At 54.6% G+C, this 24,831-nt stretch carries 26 protein-coding genes and 1 pseudogene; 18 read left to right on the plus strand and 9 right to left on the minus strand.

The genetic code is table 11. The annotated features are described in order from the left end of the window. Nucleotides 1–144: 144 nt before the first annotated feature. The 3 genes from ACWIUF_RS17760 (at nucleotide 145) to ACWIUF_RS17770 (ending at nucleotide 1,385) form a co-directional block, all read left to right on the plus strand. Complete coding sequence (locus ACWIUF_RS17760) at nucleotides 145–429, plus strand: type II toxin-antitoxin system RelE/ParE family toxin (RefSeq protein WP_448573879.1); 285 nt, start codon at nucleotides 145–147, stop codon at nucleotides 427–429. 459 nt (nucleotides 430–888) lie between these two features. Then, nucleotides 889–1,128, plus strand: coding sequence for a hypothetical protein (locus ACWIUF_RS17765; protein ID WP_448573854.1), 240 nt, complete (start codon nucleotides 889–891; stop codon nucleotides 1,126–1,128). Further along, nucleotides 1,125–1,385, plus strand: coding sequence for a type II toxin-antitoxin system RelE family toxin (locus ACWIUF_RS17770; RefSeq protein ID WP_448573855.1), 261 nt, complete (start codon nucleotides 1,125–1,127; stop codon nucleotides 1,383–1,385). The genes ACWIUF_RS17765 and ACWIUF_RS17770 overlap by 4 nt, the downstream gene beginning before the upstream one ends. A gap of 458 nt (nucleotides 1,386–1,843) precedes the next feature. Here the strand turns inward: ACWIUF_RS17770 and ACWIUF_RS17775 are convergent, their stop codons facing one another. The 5 genes from ACWIUF_RS17775 to ACWIUF_RS17795 form a co-directional block, all read right to left on the minus strand. After that, a complete protein-coding gene (locus ACWIUF_RS17775) occupies nucleotides 1,844–2,836 on the minus strand; it encodes a pentapeptide repeat-containing protein (RefSeq protein WP_448573856.1) in 993 nt (330 codons plus the stop codon). A gap of 123 nt (nucleotides 2,837–2,959) precedes the next feature. Next, the gene (locus ACWIUF_RS17780; protein WP_448573857.1) at nucleotides 2,960–4,795 is read right to left on the minus strand and encodes an adenylate/guanylate cyclase domain-containing protein; all 1,836 of its coding nucleotides are present in this window, start codon (nucleotides 4,793–4,795) and stop codon (nucleotides 2,960–2,962) included. A gap of 448 nt (nucleotides 4,796–5,243) precedes the next feature. After that, the gene (locus ACWIUF_RS17785; RefSeq protein ID WP_448573858.1) at nucleotides 5,244–6,566 is read right to left on the minus strand and encodes a dihydroorotase; all 1,323 of its coding nucleotides are present in this window, start codon (nucleotides 6,564–6,566) and stop codon (nucleotides 5,244–5,246) included. 38 nt (nucleotides 6,567–6,604) lie between these two features. Further along, entirely contained in the window at nucleotides 6,605–7,945 is a 1,341-nt protein-coding gene (locus tag ACWIUF_RS17790; RefSeq protein WP_448573859.1) for a tetratricopeptide repeat protein, read from the minus strand. A gap of 69 nt (nucleotides 7,946–8,014) precedes the next feature. Further along, nucleotides 8,015–8,236, minus strand: a complete 222-nt coding sequence (locus ACWIUF_RS17795) for a hypothetical protein (protein ID WP_448573860.1) — start codon at nucleotides 8,234–8,236, stop codon at nucleotides 8,015–8,017. A 164-nt stretch (nucleotides 8,237–8,400) separates the two neighbouring features. Here ACWIUF_RS17795 and grrP point away from each other — a divergent pair, with 164 nt between their 5' ends. From grrP to ACWIUF_RS17825, 6 genes are all read left to right on the plus strand, one after another. Beyond that, nucleotides 8,401–9,312, plus strand: coding sequence for an extracellular substrate binding-like orphan protein GrrP (gene grrP / locus ACWIUF_RS17800; RefSeq protein WP_448573861.1), 912 nt, complete (start codon nucleotides 8,401–8,403; stop codon nucleotides 9,310–9,312). Nucleotides 9,313–9,465: 153 nt separating this feature from the next. Continuing rightward, a complete protein-coding gene (gene grrA, locus ACWIUF_RS17805) occupies nucleotides 9,466–9,870 on the plus strand; it encodes a GrrA/OscA1 family cyclophane-containing rSAM-modified RiPP (RefSeq protein ID WP_448573862.1) in 405 nt (134 codons plus the stop codon). A 17-nt stretch (nucleotides 9,871–9,887) separates the two neighbouring features. Next, complete coding sequence (gene grrA / locus ACWIUF_RS17810) at nucleotides 9,888–10,310, plus strand: GrrA/OscA1 family cyclophane-containing rSAM-modified RiPP (RefSeq protein ID WP_448573863.1); 423 nt, start codon at nucleotides 9,888–9,890, stop codon at nucleotides 10,308–10,310. A gap of 184 nt (nucleotides 10,311–10,494) precedes the next feature. Then, entirely contained in the window at nucleotides 10,495–10,902 is a 408-nt protein-coding gene (gene grrA, locus ACWIUF_RS17815; protein ID WP_448573864.1) for a GrrA/OscA1 family cyclophane-containing rSAM-modified RiPP, read from the plus strand. Between the two features lie 27 nt (nucleotides 10,903–10,929). Further along, nucleotides 10,930–12,144 (plus strand): cyclophane-forming radical SAM/SPASM peptide maturase GrrM/OscB, encoded by a 1,215-nt coding sequence (gene grrM, locus ACWIUF_RS17820; RefSeq protein ID WP_448573865.1) that lies wholly within the window; start codon nucleotides 10,930–10,932, stop codon nucleotides 12,142–12,144. Between the two features lie 436 nt (nucleotides 12,145–12,580). Further along, nucleotides 12,581–12,772: an FHA domain-containing protein gene (locus ACWIUF_RS17825; RefSeq protein ID WP_448573866.1), complete on the plus strand. Its 192-nt coding sequence runs from the start codon at nucleotides 12,581–12,583 to the stop codon at nucleotides 12,770–12,772. 53 nt (nucleotides 12,773–12,825) lie between these two features. Here ACWIUF_RS17825 and ACWIUF_RS17830 read toward each other — a convergent pair whose 3' ends face one another. Then, nucleotides 12,826–13,500 (minus strand): Uma2 family endonuclease, encoded by a 675-nt coding sequence (locus ACWIUF_RS17830; RefSeq protein ID WP_448573867.1) that lies wholly within the window; start codon nucleotides 13,498–13,500, stop codon nucleotides 12,826–12,828. Nucleotides 13,501–13,755: 255 nt separating this feature from the next. Here ACWIUF_RS17830 and ACWIUF_RS17835 point away from each other — a divergent pair, with 255 nt between their 5' ends. From ACWIUF_RS17835 to ACWIUF_RS17850, 4 genes are all read left to right on the plus strand, one after another. After that, nucleotides 13,756–13,974 carry a hypothetical protein gene (locus ACWIUF_RS17835; protein WP_448573868.1) on the plus strand — a complete coding sequence of 73 codons (219 nt, stop codon included), beginning with the start codon at nucleotides 13,756–13,758 and terminating at the stop codon, nucleotides 13,972–13,974. An 18-nt stretch (nucleotides 13,975–13,992) separates the two neighbouring features. Then, nucleotides 13,993–14,403, plus strand: coding sequence for a nucleotidyltransferase family protein (locus ACWIUF_RS17840; RefSeq protein WP_448573869.1), 411 nt, complete (start codon nucleotides 13,993–13,995; stop codon nucleotides 14,401–14,403). Then, nucleotides 14,400–14,753: a ribonuclease toxin HepT-like protein gene (locus tag ACWIUF_RS17845; RefSeq protein WP_448573870.1), complete on the plus strand. Its 354-nt coding sequence runs from the start codon at nucleotides 14,400–14,402 to the stop codon at nucleotides 14,751–14,753. The genes ACWIUF_RS17840 and ACWIUF_RS17845 overlap by 4 nt, the downstream gene beginning before the upstream one ends. 136 nt (nucleotides 14,754–14,889) lie before the next feature. Continuing rightward, entirely contained in the window at nucleotides 14,890–15,279 is a 390-nt protein-coding gene (locus ACWIUF_RS17850; protein ID WP_448573871.1) for a hypothetical protein, read from the plus strand. Here ACWIUF_RS17850 and ACWIUF_RS17855 read toward each other — a convergent pair. Then, nucleotides 15,247–15,414, minus strand: a pseudogene (locus ACWIUF_RS17855) (IS630-like element ISMae26 family transposase); the annotation flags it as partial. The gene ACWIUF_RS17850 and the pseudogene ACWIUF_RS17855 overlap by 33 nt on opposite strands. A gap of 37 nt (nucleotides 15,415–15,451) precedes the next feature. Between ACWIUF_RS17855 and ACWIUF_RS17860 the strand changes: the two are divergent. Beyond that, complete coding sequence (locus ACWIUF_RS17860; RefSeq protein ID WP_448573872.1) at nucleotides 15,452–16,324, plus strand: M90 family metallopeptidase; 873 nt, start codon at nucleotides 15,452–15,454, stop codon at nucleotides 16,322–16,324. Here the strand turns inward: ACWIUF_RS17860 and ACWIUF_RS17865 are convergent. Both ACWIUF_RS17865 and ACWIUF_RS17870 read right to left on the minus strand, forming a co-directional pair. Next, nucleotides 16,287–17,621: an FAD-dependent hydroxylase gene (locus ACWIUF_RS17865; protein WP_448573873.1), complete on the minus strand. Its 1,335-nt coding sequence runs from the start codon at nucleotides 17,619–17,621 to the stop codon at nucleotides 16,287–16,289. The two genes, ACWIUF_RS17860 and ACWIUF_RS17865, sit on opposite strands and share 38 nt — an antisense overlap. Before the next feature lie 124 nt (nucleotides 17,622–17,745). Beyond that, complete coding sequence (locus tag ACWIUF_RS17870; RefSeq protein ID WP_448573874.1) at nucleotides 17,746–18,723, minus strand: cysteine synthase A; 978 nt, start codon at nucleotides 18,721–18,723, stop codon at nucleotides 17,746–17,748. A 309-nt stretch (nucleotides 18,724–19,032) separates the two neighbouring features. Between ACWIUF_RS17870 and ACWIUF_RS17875 the strand changes: the two genes are divergently transcribed. The 4 genes from ACWIUF_RS17875 to ACWIUF_RS17890 all read left to right on the plus strand — a co-directional run. After that, nucleotides 19,033–20,760, plus strand: a complete 1,728-nt coding sequence (locus ACWIUF_RS17875) for a diflavin flavoprotein (protein ID WP_448573875.1) — start codon at nucleotides 19,033–19,035, stop codon at nucleotides 20,758–20,760. A gap of 495 nt (nucleotides 20,761–21,255) precedes the next feature. Further along, the gene (locus ACWIUF_RS17880) at nucleotides 21,256–23,130 is read left to right on the plus strand and encodes a hypothetical protein (protein WP_448573876.1); all 1,875 of its coding nucleotides are present in this window, start codon (nucleotides 21,256–21,258) and stop codon (nucleotides 23,128–23,130) included. 90 nt (nucleotides 23,131–23,220) lie between these two features. Continuing rightward, nucleotides 23,221–23,994, plus strand: coding sequence for a peptidylprolyl isomerase (locus ACWIUF_RS17885; RefSeq protein ID WP_448573877.1), 774 nt, complete (start codon nucleotides 23,221–23,223; stop codon nucleotides 23,992–23,994). Continuing rightward, the coding region (locus ACWIUF_RS17890) for a cyclic nucleotide-binding domain-containing protein (protein WP_448573878.1) at nucleotides 23,991–24,831 on the plus strand (841 nt) is incomplete at its 3' end. The genes ACWIUF_RS17885 and ACWIUF_RS17890, both read left to right, overlap by 4 nt.

Below are 24,831 nucleotides of genomic sequence, written 5' to 3' on the forward strand. Positions count from 1 at the left end.
GACAAGTTTCGCTATTTGCAACTAGAACTCAGCCGTCGCTGTTCGCTCGTCCATTGGAGCTACGATTTGCTTCCAGAAACGCTTGTATGACTCTCGCACCCTCAAGTGTAAAGTTTTATATCTGGATTCAACACTTCTGATGTACTGGTTTTCCGCCCAGAAGTTCGTGATGAACTTGATGAGGCGTATAGTTGGTATGAAAGTCAGGAATTAGGGCTAGGCGACGATTTTTTGGAACAGGTTAACGAGGCTTTAGATCGAATCTGTCAGATGCCAGAGTCTTACCCTGCTGTTTATCGTGATGTTCGGCGAGCCGTGATACGACGCTTTCCCTATATTATTTACTACCGTATCGTATCTAGTCGAGTGATAGTAACCGCAGTCTTTCATGGACGTAAAAATCCAAAAGCAGGGCAGATGCGAACCTAACAACCCGGTTGGGGCGGGCTGCCAAAGGTACTCGGTGTCGTGCAAAGTTGGTCGGCAACCGCTCAGCCAGAACATTAGTATTGTTTTCTGTTGATCGTACTCGCTAGAAGTAGGACTTAACTGGCCATGACTGCGGAAGAATTGCTAATGTTGGAAGCGCGATCGCAAGTGCTGGTTGGGTCAAGCCAGACATCCTGACCGAAACGAGGTCGTATTTAAGACTGGGATTGGAAGCGCGATCGTCAAGCTAGAATGAAAGGGAGAGCATCGGTCTTTTATCGATAAGTTTGAAGACTTAGGAGATGCCTAGAGGGCGATCGTGGAAACATTCTAGTCTATTCAAACCTTATGAGAGCGCGAGGGGTTTACCATCGTAGTGCAGCAGAGATCCCAAAGTCGTTTGCTGAGGTGTGAAGCTCCCTGTTACTAACCTAGAATCAATCATAGAGGCAAGCTCTGATGACGCAGAACACTGTAAAAGTAGATATCTTATTTCAATCACTGATAGAAGCAGTTGCATCACTAGGAATTGCTGAAAAACGTCAGCTTTGGGAACTTCTAGAAGCTGAGTTATTCCCTGATGATGAGGACTCCCAAGAGGATATGGCTGACATCCAAGCTGCCCGTGCTGACTACGCAGCAGGGGACTACATGACCTTCGATGAATATAAAGCGCACCGGGCAAAGCGATCGACATGACCTACACCATCATCACCCCGAAAGCTGTGCAAAAACAGCTAGATGCTTTGCCTGATGAGGTTTACAAGCGTATTGCTGTTAAAATTCAACAACTCAGCAAAGACCCGCGCCCTGATGGAGTGGTCAAGATGAAAGGTTCTGACAATGAATACCGTATTCGTATCGGTAATTATCGCATTCGTTATGAAATCGACGATAAAGAGTTGCTGATTCTCCTCCTGCAATGCAAACATCGAAGAGAAATTTATAGGCAGTAATTTTTGTGACTGTTCTTGTCTTCTTTGAACACTCCGCAGCCAACGATAGCGCAACAATCCCCTTGCAGCGGACGGGCACAAATCCTTGGTGCTGAGTTCGAGGTTGTTTGCTACTACCGAAGGAGAACGTTAGTATTGCTTTCTGTTGACCGTGCTCGCTAGAAGTATGACTGAACTGGCCGTAACTGCGGAATAATTGCTGAAATTGGCAGCGCGATCGCAAGTGCTGCTTGGGTCAAACCAGACGTAATCCAATATTTACTGGACTACGATCGACGATCGCACTATAGATATCGCCGATCTTCTTGCTTGGGTTGACGACTCAAACCCAGAGACAGCATACCGTATGACCCTAATTCGATGTTAAGTTCTTCATAACTGGCTCAAGAATCACTCGATCGCTTCTTTTTCTTTAATATTCAAAAGTGCATCATCTGTAGACTGGTATTGGCACTGTCCTAGCTCCGAACCTTACCATCCGGCATGGTAGCACCAGTTAGGGTTGCGCCCAGTAAATTCGCTGTGCTGATCTCTGCTTTGGATAAATTTGCCTCAGTCAGGTTAGCGCGATTTAGATTAGTCTTGGCCAAATAGGCTTCCACAAGGTTAGCTTCCGTCAGATTAGCTTCCTGCAAAATGGCCCGACTCAGATCAGTGCGCTGCAAACGCGATCGCAATAAATTGGCCTTGGTTAAATTAGCCTGCTCCAGTTTCGCCTCCGTGAGCGCTGCTCCAGCTAGGTTAGCTTCGATAAGGGTAGCCTCCGTCAGATCAGTCCGTTCTAGGCGGGCATCGATCAAATTCGCCCGATCAAAGTTGGTATGCCAGAGGCGAGCTTCCGTCAAAATCGCCTTTTCAAGGATGGCCTCTGTGAAATTGGCAGCACTGAGGTCCGCTTCTCGTAAGACGGCATAGCGCAAGTTCGCCCTGGAAAAATCAACCTGAACAAGATCGGCTCCCGTCAAATCAACCCCAGCCAGGTTTGCGTTTTGCAGGATAGCGCCGCGTAAATTGGCCACATAGCTACGACGCTCGAAGCGTAGGTTAGCGCCCTGTAAGCTAGCCCCCCTGAGATTCGCGCCTCCCAGGTTAATATTGCGGAGATCAGCTTCGATCAGATTGGCATCCAACAAGCTCGCCAGGGTGAGGTCAGCGCTGCGGAGATCGGCTTTTTGGAGGAGGGCACCGTGCAGATCCGCATCCGCAAGAGCGGCTTGGGTGAGGGTGGCTTGACTGAGGTTAGCCCCACGCAGATTGGCCCCGGTCAGATTGGCTCCCGTTAGGTTGGCACGACTGAGGTACGCAAACGTCAGGTTAGCCCCGTGTAGATCGGCCTGCTGTAGGTTCACGCCAATCAGATCGATCCCGGTTAAGTCGGCACCACTTAAATTGATGCCTTTGAAGTTGGTATAGCCTGCTTGGTAGCGTCTGCGTAGTTCTTCAGTATCCATACAAAATAATGACCTGCTTGCAGCAGGTTACAAGTTAGGTGGAGGGGATAAGTGGGTTTGATTTTAGATTTTAGATTTGAAATTGGCAAAGAGAATAGGAACTTATGGAGGGGAGATTTTCAATTAGTAGGGTTGTCCTTGCAAGATGGCTTCAAAGATACGAATACGATCGGCGTTGGGATAAATATGGATATAAAAGGGTTTCATCGCCGCACAAATTGCTTCAGCGGTTTGCTCATTTAACTCCGGATCATCCAGGAAACGGGCAGTGATACAGAGCCGATCGTATAATTCATCATAAGCTTCACACTGGCAAAATAGGTCGTACAACAATGTATCGAGGCTTTTCCCCTTGAGGGTCAGCCAGTCTTCATTACTGCCCGTAAATTTTTGGTACAGCATTGAGGTAATGACAATTTTAGCCCGTAGGGGATTGGCATTCCGAACAACCTCTTCGCGCAGGGCAAAACGATCGTAGGTAAGACCCGCACTATAGGCCGCGTTGTCGGCTGGGGGAACGAGGGCTGCCGCTAGGGAGTCAGCTAAATCAGCGGGTGGGGCTGATAGTACCTCGGTGGCTTCCTGGTGACGGTGGGGTAAGTCTGGTGGCAATTGGGATTGGGGATAGAGGGAGCCAAGGGCTGACAACAGGGTTTCAGCAACCAGTACATACTCAGCCTGCCGATTGAGGGTTCTGACAATGCCGTAAAGATTGAGCGCAAGATGATCAAATGTTGTGTTTTGCTGACGCAATTGCTGGATGAGATTGGGTAGGGCGGCGGCAGCTAGCGCTTGCGGATCATTTTCCCAATACCCCTGACTGGCGGCAAAGACTAATTTTCTAATGCGGGTTGCTTGTTCCTGCTGGGCAAGATGTTGGGCAATGGTCAGATAAACCTCTGGGGCTATGTCTATCGGCTCGTTGGCCGGTTCGGGTAGTTCAGTAGTACGCTGGGACCGCTGACGGAGTTCCTGTGGCGATCTGGTGGCTGGGTTGGGCAGAACATCAACTTGTGGATTAGTGATAGTTGCTGCAAACCCTTGGGTCGTTTCGTGGTAGTCGGGGTATAAGGGGCTGAGTTGGCTAATAATCTTTTGCGCAACGATCGTATATTCTGTTTGCTTATTAATGCTACGGACAATTCGTCCCAGGAAACTTTTGAGACGCGCTAAGGTGATTGTTTTTTGAATAACCGTTGTCACCAATTGCTGCCAACTGGCTTGCTGAAGAATGTGGTCATTTTTTTCCCATTTTTCTTCACAAAGACAATACAACAGTTTTTTAATACGATCAGCATCCAGATCTTGCGCAAGTCCCGTGATCGCCCGCTGCTTGAGTTCATCTTCTTCTGGGGTCAATGTACTGGGTGTTGGTTCGCCTGCGATCACAGGCATCATGGCTGATATTTCGGCTTGAACAGGTCTAATTTCATAAACCGGGACTGGCTCTGGAATATTCTTCAATTGCCGAGGGCCTCGGTAGGTTGCCTCTAGCGGCAGTTCCCGCCGGATCACATCGTAAACGGTTTGAGAAATGCAAATGCCCCAGGGCTGGGCCTCTGCCTGAAGTCGGGCGGCAATATTAACGCCATTCCCCATTACATCACCCTGGCTAATAAAAACATCACCCAGATGAATTCCAATGCGATGAGCCAAGACTTGATTGGGGGGTAAGGTAACGGCATTATCTGATAATAATCTTTGAATCTCAATAGCACATTCAATTGCCTTAAGAGCGCTACTAAAACTCATTAACAGGCCATCTCCAGTTGATTTTAATACTCGCCCTTCAAAGGAATCGCAGACTTTACGCATCAAATTGAGATCACGGTGAATTAACCGTAGCGTATTTTCTTCATCCTCAGCCATCCGCGCACTGAAGGCAACGCCATCAGTAAACACGATCGCAGAGAGAATTCGCTGCTCGGACAAGCCTAATTCAGTTGCTTTACTGTGCATGGGAGTATCCCAACATGATACGGTCAATGACCAACGGCATCGTCAACCCGCTGCTTTAATTAATGATGGTACTGATTAACTGTCCCTATGCCCCATTCACCTCAATGTTTAAGACCTGACCGAAAATGCACCGTACTTTGGTCCCTGTCTACCGTGCTTCGCCACTGCCACCACTGGCTCTTCTAGGGGGTCCCCCTGATTGTAACCAAGGCTTGGGTAAAAACAACAGCCTGCCCCGCTCAGTCTGCCCCGATCGGTCACGGGCGGGCGCATCGCATCGGTGTTAATCGCTGCCTCTCCCACTGACCTGCCAATGATGAGGTGATCGCTATCCCCCTTAGAATGGCTTTGTTGTTAATATACCCCGCACTTTGGCGGGGGTAGGGGATGTGTAACGAAACAACATTCCCCCGCGTGGGGGGATCTGAATCTGGCCTCGCCTACCCCTTTAAGGCATGGGGACAAAGGTGAGGGGTTGCCCGCGCACATCGGTATGAAGTTGGCCATGATCGTAAGCCACCTGTCCCCCCACGATCGTCACCACCGGCCAACCAGTCAACTGCCAACCTTCAAAGGGACTCCAGCCACATTTCGTCAGCAGCTCCGATCGCAACACTGGGCGTTCCGTCGCCAAATCCACCAGCACCAGATCGGCATCATACCCCGGTGCAATTCGGCCCTTGTTGGGAATCCCATAGGCCTGTGCCACCGCCGTAGACATCCAGTTGACCACTTGGGCCACCGTGCAGCGTCCTTGCTTTGCCTGGGTCAGTAGCAAGGGCAGGGAGGTTTCCACCCCCGGCATTCCAGAGGGGCTGTTGGGATAAGGCTGGGCCTTCTCTTCTAGGGTATGGGGGGCATGATCGGTGGCAATGAAGTCAATCACACCATCTAAGAGGGCCTGCCAAAGCACGGCATTGTCATGGGGCGATCGCAGGGGTGGATTCATCTGAGCAAGGGTGCCGATCGTGGCATAGGCGCTGGTATTGAGCAGTAGGTGTTGCGGGGTGACTTCCGCCGTGACCCAAGCGGGTTTATCTTGCCGCAGTAGGTCTGCCTCCTCAGCCGTGGACAGGTGAAGAATATGGAGCCGTCGCCGATACTTGCGTGAGAGCTTGAGGGCCAGTTGGGTTGCTTCCAGGGCTGCCTGGTTATCTTGGATTTGGGAATGGATTGCGGGATCGCTAATGCCCGCAAACTGTTGGCGGCGTTGCTCAATCCGGGCCTGGTTCTCGGCATGAACCGCAATCAGACGATCGCCTGTTGCAAAAACTGGCTCCAGGGCGGCCTCGTGATCAATTAACAGGGGACCCTTCATTGATCCCATAAAAATTTTGATTCCTGGTGTGGGTTGGGCGGTGCGCAAATCGGGCAGGTTTTCCGATGTGGCCCCAATAAAGAAACCGTAATTCACCAGACACTTCTGGGCGGCCCGTTGCAGCTTATCATCCAGGGCGGCCTGGGTCGTCGTCAGGGGGCGGGTGTTGGGCATCTCCAGAAAGGAGGTGACGCCGCCTTTGGCACAGGCACAACTGGCGGTAAACAGATCTTCTTTGTGCTCCAAACCCGGTTCCCGGAAATGGACCTGGGGATCAATCACACCGGGCAAGAGGGTTAACCCTTCGGCGTCAATCAGGCGTTCATCCTCGCTTGGCGCGATCGTGGGGGCCACCTGGGTAATGTGGCCTGCCCGAACCTGCACATCTCCCTGTAGGTATTCACCACTGGGAAGCAAGATTTGGGCCTGACGGATAAGGAGATTAGCAGTCATAGTAGATGCGAAGATAGAGTAGCTAGAGGGCAAGGAAATTACTGGGCCTGGATCGCCTCAATTTGGGTTTGGGTGGACTCAAGACCCGCATCATCCCCGATCGCTTGAAAAATCGTTCGTGCCTGCTGGTAATAGGTGAGGGCCTTTTGCTCATCCGCTTGTTCTTCATACAGGTTCCCCAAATTCACCAGGATCTGGGCTGTTTCGGGGCGATTGCCAATTTCCTGCTGAATGGCGAGGGCACGCTGAAAGTAGTCCAAGGCTTGATCATACTGTCCGAGGGCCAGATAGGTTGTTCCAATATTGTTGAGGGTGACGCCTTCGCTCGAGCGGTGGCCCGCCTCCCGATGGATTGCCAGGGCTTGTTCGTAATAGGTGAGCGCTTCGACGAGCTTCCCCATCTGCCGATAGACACTGGCAAGATTATTCAGGGTTAAGCCTTGGGCGGGCCGGTTCCCCACTTCCTGGAGAATGGCGAGGGCTTGTTGATAGGTGGCAAGGGATTGGGCATAGTCACCCTGCTGATCATAGATTTGGCCAATGTTATGCAGCGTGGCCCCTTCGCCCGTACGATCGCCAATTTCGCGGCGAATGCCTAGGGCTTGGAGATAGTAAGGCAAAGCCCGCTCGTATTGGCGTTGCTTGGCATAGACAAGCCCAATATTGTTCAGGGCAAAGCTTTCGCTACGAGGGTCTTGCGCTTCCCGGCTGAGGGTGAGGGCTTGCTCGAAATAGCTAAGGGCCTGGTCGTACTCGCCGATTTTGTCATACACCAACCCCAGGTTTCCCAGGACGATCGCGACACTGGCTGGCTCTTCCAAGGCTTGCAGCAGGGTGAGGGCTTCCTGGTAATGGGCGATCGCCTGGGGATACTGCCCCAACCCCCGATAGAGAGCAGCCATGCTATTTAGGGTAGTGGCTTCACTGTCGCGATCGCCCACTTCTCGATAAATTGGCAGGGCTTGGGAAAAGGCCGCTAGGGCTTCGCGCCATTGGCCTTGACGCTGCTGTTGTAACCCTTGCTGGCTCAGGGCATAGGCATGATTAAGCCGGTTAGTATGCTCTGGCTCAGTTATCGGCGCGATCGGCCCATTGCTCCCAGCCCCAGACGGCTTAGCCTCAGATGGGTTAGCATTCCCGGTTGCCCCCTCTGTTCCACGCTCCGGTGTTCCTAGGGGACCAGAACGCTCAGGACTGGCGGCTGGGGAAGGCGCAGCGATCGCAGGATCAGCTTCAGGCCCAGCAAGTGTATTAGTCACAGTGACAGGGGTTTGGGCTAATCGGGGGAAGGCCGGGGGCAACGCACCCACCGGGTGCTTCAGGAGGAGTCCATCCAGGACGATAAGGGGGGAGATGAGGATCAGAACCGGACGTAGCATTTGCCAGCCTCCACACCAATGTCATTCATCTCCATTATCAAGACATTCAAGCAACATGGGATCTCTCACCTACTTGCCACCCCAACTGGCGCTATCCCAGACATTGCCAGTGATCTGCTGCTTGAAGATCAAAAAGCAGTGGGGGTCTAGGCAGCCTGCCTGCCGATAGCCGAGACGGCCATTCCACGCTCGGTGGGTGATTGACTCATTCCTGCTCTCCTCGCCCACCGCTGTCGCCACCTTTGCCTTGCCCAATCGCTTGGCAGCCCCGGCCAGTAGGCGTAGGTTCACTGCCCATGCTTGAGGTTACGTCAGGGACAAACGTTTTACCGCAGACAGTCTCCTGTTGTTGCGTGAACTGGCTTTAGGACCCAGGGAGAGAGAGCTGCCTGCCACCTAGCTTCTAATGCTAAGCTACTGTAGATGCTGGTCTTATGCCCACTAGAGGAGACGATATGCACAAAAAGCTGGCGATTCGCCCGTGGTGTTGTGGGGCGATCGCAGTTCTAGGAGCCTTGTTCGCCATCGCCTTACCCAAGGTGGCCCTAGCAGAAACGGTTCTGGAAAAAGTCGCCCGCACGGGCATTCTCACCGTAGGGACGCGTCTTGATCTGATTCCCTATGCCTATGTGGACGATCAAGGCCAACTAGTGGGGGCATCAATGGACGTGGTAAATGCGCTCCGGGAGGAACTGAAAACCTATCTGGGGCGTGAAGTGATGATTCAGATTACGGAAATTGAAGACTTTAGTGAGCGTATCCCCAAGTTACGGGCGGGTGAAATTGATATTTCCTGTGATACGACCTTTACCTGGGAACGCGATCGCAAGGTAGATTTTTCCGACAGCTACAGCATTTCTGGCATTCGGCTCCTGGTTAAGCAAGACAGTTCCCTCGGTTCAGCCGAGTCATTGGCCAATCGGCGGGTTGGGGTGTTGCCCAATACTTTGGCCGCAGCGGCCATTAAGGTCCTGCAACCGCAAGCAACGATCGTGACCCTTGCGAATGTTGAAGCGGGGTTTGCCGCCCTACGCAATGGTCAGGTGGATGCCCTGGCTGGTGACACGATTGTGCTGGCGGGGACCAGTCAGCGGGTTGATCCGGGGGCAAATAAGCTGGTGCCAGCGGAACCCTTGGCCCGCTATGGAGTCGCTTGCATGGTACCGGAAAATAATTCCCAGTTTTTAGGGCTAGTCAATTTGACGATCGCCCAGATGATGCAGGGTTATCTGCTGGAGCGACCGGAAACGGTTACGCAGGTGAACCGATGGTTTGGTCCTGATGGCATTGTCCCGATCAATCCGGCTGTGTTGCGCGGGTTCTTTGAAATCCAATTGATGACCCGTGAACAAGCCCCCCTGGATTAACGTCTGTGATTAATGTCCCATGCGTGGGCGATGTCACCCTTGTCTGCCTGCGTGTCTGCATGGGGGTGCCTGTCACCCTCAGGGTGATCTCCTGGCCTAAGCGTTAGCCACCATTCAGATTAGCCACCATTCAGAACAGTCAATACCGTCACTATGGAAATTCAAACTCGAACCAGTTTAGTCGGCTTTTTGATAGCGCTTTCAGCCCTGGCGGCTCCGGCAATGGCGACCACTACGGATGCAGCACCTGCCTCTGCGTCCCTGAAGATCGGCGATCGGCTCTCTCGTTTAACTACTACCCTGCAAGATCGCACCACGCAACTCGATAATCTCCCCGAAACCCATCCCGCACTGTTGCTAGCCAGGGGTTGGGCTGACGGGAATCGCGGGGACTGGGCCAATGGGCGCGGTCGGGGTTGGGCCGATGGCGATCGTGGTGGCGGCTTTGCTAACACCCGGGTTGGCGGCTGGGGTGATGGCGCAGGTGGCGGTAGCTTTGCCAATGCTAATCCCTGGCGTAATGGTTGGGCCGATGGCGGGGGATTTTATAACTGGTAGTTGAGATCACTGGAGGCATGATGAAGATTACGACGCAAACCAGCCTGGTGGGTTTCTTGTTGGCATTGGCTGCCCTCAATAGTCCCCAAGCGGCGGCGGCAGGCCCTAGCGCGGCCATAGCCCAGACGGAACCGGCCCCGGTATCCACGATCGAAGCTCGCTTAGCCCGTCTGAGCCATCTGCTCCAGGAGCGGACTCCCCCATCGGCGCAACTTGATCCCACGGGGGCCGACCTCTTAGCCGTGGGTTGGAGTAATGGCCGGAACCGAGGCTGGGTCAATGGCAGTGGCCGGGGGTGGACGGATGGCCGGGGGAATCGTGGCAGTTGGGTGGATACTCGACATGGAGGCTGGTCCGATGGGCGTGGTGGCAACTGGGTGAATATCAGCCCTTGGCGCAATGGTTGGGGCGATCGCGGCGGGTTCTTCAACTTCCGCTAGTACAGCAAACATAAGGTTTCGCAATGTTGGTCGTAACGACTTTAGTCGTTGCAGGCTAAAGCCAGCACTACGAACGTTGCCGAATTTACTTTTCGAGCTAGTAGGGCCTTACCTTCCCCTGACCGTTGGCCGCTCATCCCTTGGCTGATGATCTTGCCCCTGCGTATTTTAAGGAGGCTTCATCTTGACGATCCCATCACGTACTGGCCTCGTGGCATTGCTGCTGATTTTGGCAGCATTCCATCTACCCGATGCCCAGGCAGCGAGTGCGACGGCTAAGCATACAGTAGCGGGAGAGAGGCCGACGATCGGCGATCGTCTAACACGCCTAACGACAGCCCTACGGGAGCGGGAATCCCAGGTAGATGGGATGGCTCTCCCTCCGGAGCTGGTGGCGATCGGCTGGGGGAATGGGCGACGCGGTAGTACCTGGGTTAACTCCCGTGTCGGTGGTTGGGCCGATGGGCGGGGGCCAAGTTTTGCTAATTTCAACCCCTGGCGGAATGGTTGGGCCGATGGCGGGGGGTTCTACAACTACCGACCGGGCGGTGGCTGGCTTAATGGCGGTGGTAGTTTCGTCAATCGTTACTAATGGCAATCCTATCTGGAGCTTTCGGTTATGACCCTTGCCCATCCTGCGCCCACGTCACCCCCAGTTTCGCCCCTGGCCAATCGTGAAGCTGGTCTAGAGATCTCTCAATTCGGTCCTATCCATCTGGTTGTCATTCAGCCCACCTCTTTTTGCAATCTCGATTGTGATTATTGCTATTTGCCCGATCGCCACTTAAAAAATCAATTATCCCTGGATTTAATTGACCCCATCTTTAAGGCAATCTTTACCAGCCCGTTTTTAGGGCACTGTTTTACAGTTTGTTGGCACGCGGGTGAACCCCTAGCGGCTCCGCTGGCATTTTATGAAGCCGCCTTTGAGCAGATTCAAGCCGCCGATCGTCAATATAATACCCAGGAATGTGCGGTTTCCCATTCCGTGCAGACCAATGGCACCCTCATCACCCAAGCTTGGTGTGATTTTTTTAAGCAGCACCAAGTCCATGTGGGGGTTAGCATTGACGGTCCGGCCTTTATCCACGATCGCCATCGTAAAACCCGTAAAGGTCTGGGCAGTCATGCGGGCACATTGCGGGGCATTCAGCTTTTACAAAAAAATGAAATTTCTACGAGCGTAATTGCGGTCATCACTGAGGATACGCTGGACTACCCCGACGAAATGTTTAACTTCTTCCTAGAAAATGGCATCTATGATGTCGGCTTTAATATGGAAGAAACGGAAGGAATACACCAGTTATCATCCCTCGATCGCGTTGGCATTGAAGACCGCTATCGGGCATTTATCAATCGTTTCTGGGATTTGACAGCCCAGGCGGAGGGGGCGATTAAGGTGCGGGAGTTTGAGGCGATCTGTAGTTTGATTTATATGGACGATCGCCTCGATCGCACCGATATGAATTGGCCCTTTGTAATTGTGAGTTTTGACAATCAGGGTAACTTTTCGACGTTTGATCCCGAATTATTGTCGGTGAAGACCGATCGCTACGGTGACTTTGTATTTGGCAACGTGTTGCATGATAGCCTGGAGTCGGTTTGCCAAACGGAAAAATTCCAAGCCATCTATCGCGATATGCAAACCGGTCGCCAAGAATGCCAAACCACCTGTGACTATTTTGGCGTATGTGGTGGCGGGGCTGGCAGCAATAAGTATTGGGAGAATGGCACGTTTGCCTCGACTGAAACTAAAGCGTGTCGCTATCGGATTAAGTCCATTACGGATATTGTTTTAGAGAAGTTAGAGAGTTCACTGGGATTAACCCCTTAAAGCCTTAAACTTTTGCCAAGAACACAAGCTAGTAGCTCGCAAAGTAAATTCGGCAACGTTCGTAGTGCTGGCTTTAGCCTGCAACGACTAAAGTCGTTACGACCAACGTTGCAAAACTTTATGTTTGCTGTACTAGTGGCCTAGTGGTCGGGACCTGAGAGGGGGACAGAGGGGGTTCAGATTGAGAACCTGGGGATAGGATTTATCTAGCGCTGGATCGAACGAGTTGGGCGAGGCATAACGTTCACGCCTGCGTGCGGGCCTCAGGGGTGGCCAACTGACTACAGCGGCGACACTCGCAGCCAAAGCTGGGGTTGATTGCGGGGGAGAAGGCTGGAGTTGTGTGTGATTGGATACTTTGGGGAGCTTGGGGTAAAACTGATAAGGAGAGGTTTGGCTGAGGCGAAGGGCAGGGAAGGGGAGCGATGGCGACGTTGTGGCCATATTTGCAAGTAAAGGGGCCAGAAGGTCAGGAAGAACGGCTGGAGTTACGAATACACGCTATACGATCGGGCGCTTGCCGGACTGTGATTTAGTCTTGCCGAAGTCAACCGTGAGTCGTCAGCATCTTGTACCTGGCAACGTCAATGCCTGTTTGGTGAAATTGCCAACGGCAAAATGCAGTTAAATCCCTATGGCAGAGTGGTAAAGTTTTTGGATTTGCAACTGACTTAAAAAAATTTAGATAACCGGATCGCCATGCCTTAATTTCTGGACAAAAGCCTGGTGTTCAGCCGTTTGCAATCCTGCTTGCACAACTGCTAATAACCGCGATCGCTCGTCCTGCAATAACGCATCCCTTGCCAACCATAACCCCGGAAAACATTCACTCCGCAGAATCCCCTCCGCATCTGGTAATATGCGATCGTACTTACCCGCACGCCACACAAACCAGATCAACTCATTTTCGTAGGTTTGCCAAACAATATATTCCCGGACCCGGTTACGACAGTAGGCCCTTAACTTATCATTCAAATCATAGGCCGCACTACTCGCTGCGACCTCCACAATCAACTCCGGCGCACCCTCAATATAATCATCTGCTGCAATCACCGACTGCCCCCCAACGGCAGGTTCCAAACGCAGCAAAGCATCCGGTTGTGGCTCATTCTCAGCATCCAAACGCACCGTCGCATTATCCTGCAAATCTACACCCGGTGTCGCCAGCCAGTAGGCTCCCAACCACGCTAAAATGGCGGCATGGGGCCGGCCATGCTGTTTTGCCCGTACCGGAGACGCCACGTACACTACCCCTTCTACTAACTCCGCTTTCCGAATCTGCGGCGCAGCCTGATAACGGACCTCAAATTCAGCACGAGACAGCCGATCGCCACTTTCTAAGGGTGGTATGTTCACGACAGCCTGACCTGCTCGCATGGCAACCATTACCCCGTGAGCATCTACCTCCCCATTCTAAAACGAATTTTTTACTCAGGCATTCTGACTAAAGCTTCTATCGAAATTCCATCCCAATTCCATCCCAATTCCATCTCAATTCCATCGCATCCCAACACCCCCCTTACTAAGCTCAGGCTGTTAGCTTCAATACACCCGCCAGGAGCCACACCATGAGCCACAATCCCCTAATCTCTGCCCGCTGGATCGTGGACTTTGAAAAACAACTCTATCGCCGTCAGCACATTTTCTTTACACATGCAACGGGATGATCATCTCCTCTTCGGCGGTCGCCGCATCAAAACCCTCCTAGAAAGTTTGGTGGAACGCCCCCTCAATCGCTGGATTTTCGATCGCTATCCCGATCTCACTGCCCTCAATGGCCGCACCTTGGCGATCGCGCTCACCCCAGAGGGCACACTGGTCGTAAGCTAATGGGCTACCGCTTGTGGCATGGGCCATCATGCAATCAACACAGAGATAAACCGTGGGACGATCGCCATGCAGCCAGAGGAATATGCCGCCTATCTACAAGGGGCACGACAACGCCGCCAACAGCAACAACGCCAGTTGCAAGCCTACCATCAAACCCTGCTGGCGGTAGCCGCTCAAGCTGCCCAGATCCTCAAGCAGGAGTTTGGGGCGCAACAGGTGTGGTTATTTGGCTCGGTGTTGGTGCCGCAATCTATCCACGCTTACTCGGATCTGGATTTGGCAGTGGCAGCGTTAGACCCCTCCCAGTATTTCGTCGCCCTAGCGCGACTATTGGACCTGGACCCAAATGTGTCAGTGGATTTGGTGGAAATTGAACGAGCTTCCGAAGGTTTACGATCGCGAATCCTCAGTGAAGGCAGGGTGTTATGACAGACTATCTTACGTTAGGTGCAGTAATTCGCCAAAAGCTGGCGGAGTTAGGTCAAATTGTCGATCGCATTACGACGATTCGGCAACGGATCGAGACGACGGAAGATGAGTTTTATCTCGACGCGATCGCCCTGAATTTACACAGTTTCTATACCTGTCTGGAGCAAATTTTTGAAGCGATCGCCCGCACGATCGGGGAGGGGATGCCGACGGGGACCCATTGGCACCAGCAACTATTGTTGCAGATGTCGGTTGCGGTACCCACGGTACGACCGGCGGTCATTAGTCAAGCCAGTCGGCGGTGGCTGGATACCTATCGCTCGTTTCGGCATGTGGTCCGTAATGGATAGACATTCAATTTGGAAGCAGCACGGGTTTTGGCGTTAGTCGCCGATCTGACACCCTGTTATGCGCAGGTGGTGGCGGATTTAATCAATTCTGTCAATTTCTCGATCGCATGGGTCACGAACCGGAGGTATCAGAATCATGGTAGGCGCTCCCCTTTGGCGAATGTTAGAAGGCCAAACAATTCAGGGTCAATATCACCTGGAAGCGTTTCTCGGTGCCGGTGGCTATGGCGGTGTCTTGCGGGCCACGGAGGTCATTCGCGATCGCGTCATCCGGCAGGTGGCAGTGAAGTTGCTCAGTATCGATGATACGGCAGGTCTGTTGTATCTGCACCGATCGCAGCCGTCACGGGTACACCGGGATCTGACACCGGGCAATATCTTTTGGGTGGGCGATCGCTGGAAGATTGGTGATTTTGGCCTTACGCGCTGGCTCAGGACACGCCAGGATTGGGAAACTGTTGCAGCCTACAGCCTTTTTCACTCTATTGAGGTAATGCGTATACCAGTTCTCAATGTCTTCTGGTGAAACCTGCTTAAAAGCCGTCTCCAGTGCCTCGGCCAGCTCTGGATATAACCTAGCTTGAATCGAACGTAATATTGACTTTACTTTTGACCAGAAATTCTCAATCGGTGAGAAATCAGGTGAATAGGGTGATAAGTACTAAAAGCTTGCAGTGCTTCCTTTGAATGGTTAACCTGTGGCTGAAGTGGGATATCCCGTCACTGTCACCATCTCCAAACTTTCCATGAAACCGACGCTGGTTATTGTGTGCTTAATGGGGGTGATCATCACCGCTATCCTCGCCTATCCCCACTCGGTGCAGTGGCGGCGATCGCGCCTCCGGCAACGCCCCTTTCCCTCTGCTTGGCAAGTGATCGTCGAGCGCAATATACCACTCTATCGCTACCTTTCCCCCCAACAGCAAACTCAACTGCATGGCCATATTCACGTTCTCTTAGCGGAGAAGCAGTTTATTGGATGCTTGGGCCTCACGGTTACCCTAGAGATGAAATTGACGATCGCCGCGATCGCTGCCCTATTGCTTCTCAACGAGCAGCCTAGGTATTTCCCCCGATTGCGCTCGATTTTGCTGTATCCTACCGCCTACAAGGTGACAGAAAGCCGGGTCGATGAACACGCGATCGTGGAGGAACAACGAGTCATCCGGTTGGGCGAATCCTGGTTACGGGATCAGTTGATTCTGGCCTGGGCGCAGGTGGTCTATGACCTGCGCCACTGGCACGATGGCCATAATGTCGTGTTGCACGAGTTTGCCCATCAGTTGGATCAGGAAGATGGCAGTGCCCAAGGGGTACCAATTTTACCCAAAACCATTGCTGCCCAGCAGTGGGCTGAGATCATGGGTTCAGCGTATTCAACCCTGACGGCACAAGTCGCCCAGGGCCTTCAACCGGCAATTGATCCCTATGGCGCAACCCATCCCGCCGAATTTTTTGCGGTAGTGACGGAACAGTTTTTTGAACACCCCCACCCGCTACGGCAGCTTTACCCACCGCTATACCGGCTCCTGACTAGCTACTATGGGGTAGACCCCTGCCAGTGGCAATAGGGGAACTATCCTGCTTCAATTCTTCCTGGTTCAAGATTGGGCGTCGCCCACTGAGACCTGTCATCAACCGGAGGGCCAGCCGCTTCACCGGTGGCACGTGACGCAAGAGCCACAACCCTAATCGGCGGGTCAACACCAGGGGCAACCACTCGTTGGAGAACAACCGCACGAGGAAATCCGTAAAGCCCAAAATCACCCAATTCTCCCGCCGTCGCCAGCGATCGTACTGAGCTAGCACAGCGGGACTACCCAAATCCTGTCCCTGTTGGTGTGCCCGCTGGAGTACCTCAGCTAGGGCCGCCGCATCGCGAATCCCCAGGTTCATCCCCTGCCCCCCGACGGGATGACAGCCGTGGGCCGCATCCCCCACCAATACTAGCCGGGGTCCCGTATAGCGCTGGCATTGCATTAACCGCACGGGAAATAGGAAGCGATCGCCCACTACCGTGAGGTTTCCCATCTGATCGCCATAGCGGCGGCGCAGTTCCGCTAGAAAGTCGGCATCATCCAGGGCCAGCAGGGCTTCAGCTTCCGGACGGGGAGCCGTCCAGACAATCCGGCAGCGGTTATCGGGTAGGGGCAAAATGGCAAAGGGGCCACTGGGCCAAAAGCGTTCATAGGCAATTTCCCCATGGGGTTTTTCCGGTTTAACGGTACACACTAAACAGGCTTGCCAGTATTGCCAGCCATAGGTCTTAATCTGGGCCGCTGTGCGCAGGGGCGATCGGGCACCATCAGCAGCAACCACTAGGCGTGATCGCAAACTTCGGCGCTCCCCTGCCGCCTGAAGGGTCACCACCGCCGCCGTTTCCCCGTAGTCTACCGAGCAGACCGTCGCGGGACAGAGCCAGTCCACCCCGGCACTCTCCCGGCATTGGGTCTGGAGAGCCGACAGTAACACGCCATGCTCTGCCACATAGCCTAGGACTTCCGTCCCTAAATCCTGGGGGAAAAATTGCACCACCCCCGAATAGTCGGCATCGGACAGGCGAATCTGGCCAAAGGGGCTGATCTGGGGCCGGATGGTATCCCAGACCCCGATCGCAGCAAAAATCTGGCTGGACAGGAGGGAAATGGCATAGGCTTGCCCTTTCTGGATCGCCATCGATCGGGGTTCGGCCTCGATCAGGGCAATGCGCAGGCCCCGATTCTGAAGGGCACAGGCCAGAGTCAGACCCACGATTCCGGCCCCCACGATCGCCACATCGTAGCATTGAGTCGGCTGGGAACTCTCCGGGGGCTGGCCTTGGAGCCGGGGGACGTTCAAGAATGGGTCAACCGTCAGGGTCGCGGACATAGGGATTCGCCAACAAACACAGCAGACCAGCGATCGCGCAACCGTGATGCAGGGGGTGCCCACCGGTTGCAGCGTGCCTATTGGATATTGTAGGCACGCCCAAGACTATCCCAGGTGAATTTGCCTAGTCGGGCATCGTCAACCCCTTGCTGGCCAGCCACTCCCGGTTATAGAGGCGGGACTGGTAACGGGAACCGCTATCGCACAGGACCGTGACGATCGTATGGCCCGGTCCCATTTCTTTGGCCAGCGCCACCGCCGCCCCCACGTTAATCCCGACGGACCCCCCCATAAACAGGCCATCCCGACGGAGCAGTTGATAAATCACCCGGAGACATTCGGGATCATCAACCTGAATCGCATCGTCGATCGGGACCCCTTCCATATTGGCGGTGACCCGGCTGTTGCCAATCCCTTCGGTGATTGAGTTACCCGTGATCGTAATTTGGCCCGTTTTGGCGTAGCTATACAGGCCACTGCCCAGGGGATCAGCTAGGACCGTTTTCAGGCGCGGATTGCGTTCCTTGAGGAACAGGGCCACACCGGCATAGGTTCCCCCCGTCCCCGTAGCGGCCACCCAGGCATCAACCTTACCATCCGTCTGAGTCCAAATCTCGGGTCCCGTGGTTTCGTAGTGGGCCTGCCGGTTGGCGAGGTTGTCAAATTGGTTGGCCCAGATCGCATTGTCCATTTCGGCTGCAATCCGCCCAGACAGCTTGACGTAGTTATTGGGGTCTTTGTAGGGGACCGCCGGTACCGTGCGGACCGCCGCCCCCAGGGTACGCAGCGTGTCAATTTTTTCCTGGGACTGGGTATCGGGGATCACGATCAGACATTGATAGCCCTTGGCATTGCAAATATGGGCTAGACCAATCCCCGTATTGCCCGCTGTCCCTTCCACTACGGTGCCGCCCGGTCGCAGTTGGCCCGCCCTTTCCGCTGCTTCCACGATGTAGAGGGCTGCCCGATCTTTGACGGAGCCGCCAGGGTTCATGAATTCAGCTTTGCCCAGAATTTCACAGCCCGTTTCCTCACTAAAGCTATTGAGTCGGATCAGGGGGGTATTCCCCACTGCGCCCGGAAAGCCGTTTTTAATATCCATGCGGGGTGTGTGACAGCAACAACGACAGATGGCGACATACCCAAGCCGCGATCGCAGTGCGATACCGTGGGCAAAGTTTGCCGCTCAAGCTTTCTGCCCCCCATGATAGGCGGCGATGGTTCCCCAACTCAAGGCTATTTCGCTCCCCGGTCGGCCCTTAGTAAACTGTCATGCATGAGGGGCTGAGCCAGCCAGCGAATGGGAAGTTTCCTGTCAAGATGGAGGTAGGTCAGGAACGCGCTGATGGCGTGAGGCCATGAGTGCTGACTCGATGCCGGCAAACCGTCAACCGTCATAGTGGATCGACCGATGAGCAACGTTAAACCACGGGATGTGCAAGTTTTTCCCCTCGGGGAGGCGACGATCGTGCTGCGATCGCGCACCTGGGATCGCCTTAAATTTGAGATCGAATATGCGCTGCAACGGGGCACCACCGCCAACGCCTACCTGATCCAGGCCGATCACTCCGCCCTCATCGATCCGCCCGGAGAAACTTTCACCACCATCTTTCTCGATACCCTCCAGCAGCGGCTGGACCTGGGTCAACTGGACTATCTGATTTTGGGGCACGTTAACCCCAACCGAATCGCCACCCTGACCCGCCTGCTTGGACTCGCTCCCCAAGTTCAGATCCTGTGTTCCAATCCTGCCGCGATCGCCCTGCGAGCAGCCCTGCCGGAACAGCCCCTTAACCTACAGGTGATCCGGGGAGACGAAAGCCTCGATCTGGGCCAAGGTCACCATCTGCAATTTATCCTGACGCCAACCCCCCGCTGGCCCGATGAACTCTGCACCTACGATCCCCAAAGTGGCCTGCTCTTTACCGATAAATTCTTTGGTGCCCATCGCTGTGGGGATCAGGTCCTCGACGAGGGCTGGTCCAGCTTGGCCGAAGATCGTCGCTACTACTTTGACTGTCTCCATGCCGCCCAGGCGAACCAGGTCCTCAGCGCCCTGGACAAACTGGAAACCCTGGATGTCTATGCCTACGCCCCGGCCCACGGCCCCCTCGTCCGCTATGGCCTGACCGAACTTACCCATGCCTATCGCCACTGGAGCATTGCCCAACAGGCCCAGGAGCTAAGCGTGGCCCTCATCTATGCCTCCGCCTATGGGAATACGGCCACCTTGGCGCAAGCGATCGCCCGTGGCCTGACCAAAGCAGGGGTCAATGTCGAGTCGATTAACTGTGAATTTGCAGAAACCACAGAAATTCAAACGGCCCTGGCTAAAAGTGCCGGGTTTATTATCGGGTCTCCCACCTTGGGGGGACATGTGCCCACGCCCATTCAAACGGCGCTAGGGATTGTCCTGTCCACCGTAGCGACGGATAAACTGGCCGGGGTCTTTGGGTCCTTTGGTTGGAGCGGTGAGGCCGTCGATATCATCGAAGGAAAGCTGCGGGATGCGGGCTATCGATTTGGCTTCGAGCCGATTCGGGTTAAGTTCAAACCCACTGAGACAGATTTACAAATCTGCGAAGAAATTGGGGTGGACTTTGCCCAGGCCTTGAAACGGACCCGCAAGGCCGAAGCCCGCAAGGTGGTCTCTGGCCTCCAACAGTCCCAAGCGGCCCGGACGGAACAAGCGGTGGGGCGGCTCGTGGGGTCCTTATGTGTGGTTGCGGCTAGGCGCGGGGAGATGCAGAGTGCCATGTTGGCCTCCTGGGTGTCCCAAGCAACCTTTACGCCACCCGGCCTGACGGTGGCGGTGGCCAAGGATCGGGCGATCGAGTCGCTCATGCACAGCGGCGATGTCTTTGTCCTGAACATCCTGAGCGAAGGTAAGCAACTGCAACGCCATTTCATGAAACCTTTCCAGCCAGGGGAGGATCGGTTCGCAGGGCTAGAAACAACCCTGGCGGAGAATGGCTGTGTGATCCTCAACGATGCCCTGGCCTACCTGGAATGTACCGTGCAAAACCGGATGGAGTGTGGCGATCACTGGTTGGTTTATGCCACGGTCGATCGGGGTAAGGTCCTAGACAGCAGTGGACAAACGGCGGTTCACCACCGGAAATCAGGCAGCCACTATTGAAGTTACGCTTAGCATGACGTGCAGAGCTGACCACTGCCCCACCCGACCCCGGACATGGGCTTGGGCCCAGCATTGGAGGGATGGGCGATCGGAATACCCAAAAACGTTTGCTGTCCTGAGCTTAGTTAGTGGCCTAAGCCCAGTGATGGGCTTTTAGGGTGGCCCACCACAATTTAGGATGGCCCACAAAAAACAGAAAGAGCCTCAACATGAGGCTCCAGGGTCCTTCTCCCGGGTGCGCCCCTGAGCGAGGCGAACGTTGGGAGCTTTGGATAAGTGTCTCTAAACACCGGTAACTACACCTACTGATCTGGGCATTTCGGAAACCATCACCCAAATTTTTGCCAAATTTTTATCAAAGTTTTTGCCAAGTTGCGGCCAGATCGCTGCTGCCTGCTGAACCTAAGGGCGATCGCCCTCACCCCCTTGTGATCGCGACCGTCCAGTCGTGTACGCTAGGGAAGTTGATCGCCATTGCCCAGATAGCCCTAGCCCTTGAAGTCAGCCTTGCTCCATCGCGATCGTGCCCCGGTGTTCCCTCCGTCGCGTCCCCAACTCCTCTGGTGGGGAGCCGTCCTCTTGGCCATCGTCCTGCCAGCCAGTTATATCCTGTTTTACCTGCTGCCCCAGAGTGGAGAGCTACCGGAACGGGACTACTGGTGGGTCTTGGCGAATATTTACTCCCTGGATGGCCTGTCGCCCCACTGGGAGGATTGGTTCACCCGCAATAATGAACATCTCCTGTTCATCCCCAGTGTCATTTATGCTCTGAATCTCTATCTAACCCAGGGGTCCAATCTGGGCCTGTGTTTAGCAACTTTTGGGGCGGCTGCGCTCCAGGGGCTGGTGCTCATTGGCCTGCTGCCAACGGCGGTGCGGCGCGATCGGCGCCTCTACGGATTCCTCATCTTCTGTGTGGCTGTTTTTAGCTTTACGCCAGCGGCAGCCCACAACTGGATGCGCGGCTTTAGTGGTGCCATTTGGATGACCGCTAATGGGTTTGTGGTGGTGGCTATTTTCTGCTTTCAGCAGGTCTTAAAGCACCAGGGGCCATCCCTCCCAAGGCGTGCTCAGGCTGCTCCCCCTCCGGATACTGACAATGGGTTATCCCCGTCTGAGGAGGGCAGGCGGGACGCCGACCCCATAAGCGGGACAGGGGCTGAATCCCTAGGGGGGGGCTGGTGTTGGGTAATCCTGAGTTTGGTTGGAGGGGGGCTGGCGGCCCTCAGTTATAGTTCCTCCTTGGCCCTGTGGCCGATTTTGGCCCTGTCTGTCATTGTGCTGCGGTTGCGTTGGTTCCTGCGGCTCATCTATTGGGGGGCCGCGATCGCGGTTTTAGGTCTCTACTTCCTGACCTACCAGAAACCGGCCCACCATCCTGATCTGGCGAGTCCCAGTTCCTGGCAAACACTTAGCTATATCCCGCGCTACCTGGGCTGGATTTTTAGTGATCAACCGGGGGGGGCGATCCTGCTAGGTACGATCGGTATTGGGCTGTGTCTTGGCTTTGTGGGTTACTGGCTTCGCACCGACGGGCAACGGCAACGGTCGGACTGGTTTCCCTGGTTGGCCATCCAGGGTTACATTTTGGGGACCGCTGCGATGGCTGCCGTGAGCCGTTCTGGCTTTGGCGTCGAACAAGCCCAAACCTCTCGCTATGGCTCCCTCCCAGCCCTCTTCTGGCTGGCAACGATCGTCCTGGTGGTAACGGCGATCCAAACCCAACTGCCCCCCCCCTGGCGATCGCGCCTGGGATTAGCCGGGTTGACCCTCGTGCTGGTCCTCATCGGTAATATGTACCGGATTGGCGTGGGGATTGCGGAAACGATCGCCCTCCGGGCCGCCCACCAACCACTGGTGGCCCTGTCGTTGCAACTAGGCGTCCAAGATCCAGCCCTGGTCCGGGCGATCGTCGGTAATCGGCCTACCGCTTTTTTCCACCTCACCCCGGTTCTCATGGCCCATCGGCGCGTACCCTTTGCCCAGGACATTCGCCAACACAATGCCTGTATTCCCATCGGCCAACCCCTCCCGGCCCTCAACCCCAACTCAGCGGCGATCGGCGCCATTACTTACCAGGAAAGGCTAGCGGACCAGGTGGTCACGCTAGAGGGCTGGATTGCGGCTCCCCGCCACCAGATTCGCTGTTTAGCCCTGGTCGATCGGGCACAAATTGTCCAGGGATTTGCCCTACCAGGATTGCAGCGGGCAGAAAATGTGATACAAGTACAGGGATCATCAGCGATGGTTTCAGGTTGGAAAGGCTATGCGCAACGGTCTGAAAAGACCTCTGAATCCTCAGATTTTAGGGTTTGCGTGGCCTTTTATGACCAATCCGGCTGGGTTGCTTTACGGAATCAAAGCCAATGATTTTGAAGGTAACCCAGAATCAAGAAACGGGTAATAAATGTCGATGAGTGTAGCAGCCGCATGGTGAAGGTTCATGAACTGGGGTGACGCATGACTGTTTGCTTTCAGATTGGCACCGAGGCGATCGCGCCAGAGGGAATGCTTGCCCTCTTGGCTCGCTATCAACTCATGCCCACACTCCTGAAGGGCTATATTGTCGATCAAGCGATTGCAGCGATCACCTGTAGTGATGAGGAGTTCAAGTCTGCCCAGACACAATTATGCCAGCGCTATCAACTGGCCACCCCCGATGCCCTAGACAAGTGGCGCGAACAACAGGGGATGTCCGAGGAAGATCTGCGGGAGATGCTAACGCGGTCCGTCCGGATTGAAAAATTTAAGCAGGAAACCTGGGCACCTAAGGCAGAATCCTATTTTTTATCCCGTAAAAGTTCCCTCGATCAGGTGATCTATTCCCTGATCCGCACCCGTGACCTCGGCCTGGCCCAGGAACTCTACTTCCGGATTAAGGAGGGAGAGCAGTCTTTCGCGGACTTGGCCCGCCAATATTCGGAAGGGATTGAAGCCTCCACGGGGGGAATCTTGGGACCCGTGCGCGTTGACCAGCCCCATCCCGCCGTTAGCCGCCTGCTAGCCGTCAGTCAGCCCGGTCAGCTTTGGCCCCCCCGCCCGCTGGCGGAATGGTTTATCATTGTCCGACTGGAGAAGTTCATCCCGGCCCAACTGGATGAAGCCATGCGCCGTCGTCTCATTGACGAAATGTTTGAAACTTGGGTGAGAGAGCAAATGCAACAAATGGGACCCCTCCGCCTGGTTGAGACTGCCACGCCTTCTAGCCCTGACACCCAAAGCCAAGAGTTATGACGCAACCCACTACGCCACAAACCGTTTCGCAAGCGGAAATTCGCGACTTTATTCGCCAGATAGCACCCTTCGATCGCCTGAGTACAGAGGCGATCGACACGCTCCTAGCGGAGGCGCAACTCCGCCGCTATCCCATTGGGCGACCGATGCTCGTCCACGATAAGCTGCCCGTCCAGATCTCCATCATTTACGATGGCCAAGTGCGGGTGTTAGGTCAGGATCAGCGGGCACAGTCGGCCATTAGTTTGCGCCTAGCTGGCCCCGGTGAAGTGTTAGGGTGGGCTGGCTTAGTGCGCGGCGTACCCTGCGAGACCGCGATCGCCTCCAGTGAAACCGTTTGCCTCAACATTACCGCCGAGACCTTTCTGCGCTTACTGAAAACCGAAGCGCCGCTACGGAGTGCCTTTCAAGATCGCTGCTCCCTGAACGAGTTATTTGAACTCCTGGGACTGGAGCTACAACGGCGGGCGGATGGGACTGCTGATCTCAAGCAACTAACCTACGAGATTTTGCCGGATGTGGTGGTGTGTACGGTGCCGCCGGGGGGTAAAGTGGCTGCCTCACCCACCACGGGGGCGGTCCTACTCGATCCCGATCGCATCTGGCTGATCAGTGCCGGGTCTGTGGGCGACATTCCCACGGGAGGGCGGGTCAGTTTCGATACCCCAACCCAACTGCTGAGTGCCGATCGGACCCACGGCGTGCGTCTGATTGGCATCCATGAGTTCCATGTGCCCAGCCATCCCGTCCCGGCGATCGCAGAGACCGGTGAACTAGAGGATGCGTGGGGTGAATCCACCACGGCTATCTCCCCGGGAGAGCAGCGCCGCCTTGCCT

Source organism: Trichothermofontia sp., from assembly GCF_053493415.1.